The 260-nt window shown below is 50.0% G+C and carries 1 protein-coding gene; it reads right to left on the reverse strand.

Annotated elements, in window-relative coordinates; all coding sequences use genetic code 11:
* On the reverse strand, positions 1-260 hold a 260-nt coding region (locus SB756_RS31785; RefSeq protein ID WP_410913464.1), incomplete at both ends, for a MipA/OmpV family protein.

Raw genomic sequence — 260 nt, forward strand, 5'->3', positions numbered from 1 at the left:
TGCTGCGGCAATCACGCTCCAGTCCTCATTGAACTTGTGTGTCCAGTCAAGATTCATCGACCAGGCATAAATTCCCGATCCGGCATCATATCGGATAAACCTTGATGCAGCCGATTGAGATGCACTGACTCCGTAGTAAGTCTGCATGTATTTGTCCGTCCCCCAGCTGCCGGTCAGCGCCAGCGTTACTGTATTATTCGGTGAGGTATAGAGCGGGCTATTAATGCCAAAATGCAATGCCGTGCCATTGTTTTGCTCAG

Source organism: Pseudomonas sp. SIMBA_068 (assembly GCF_046534705.1).
Classification (GTDB): Bacteria; Pseudomonadota; Gammaproteobacteria; order Pseudomonadales; family Pseudomonadaceae; genus Aquipseudomonas; species Aquipseudomonas putida.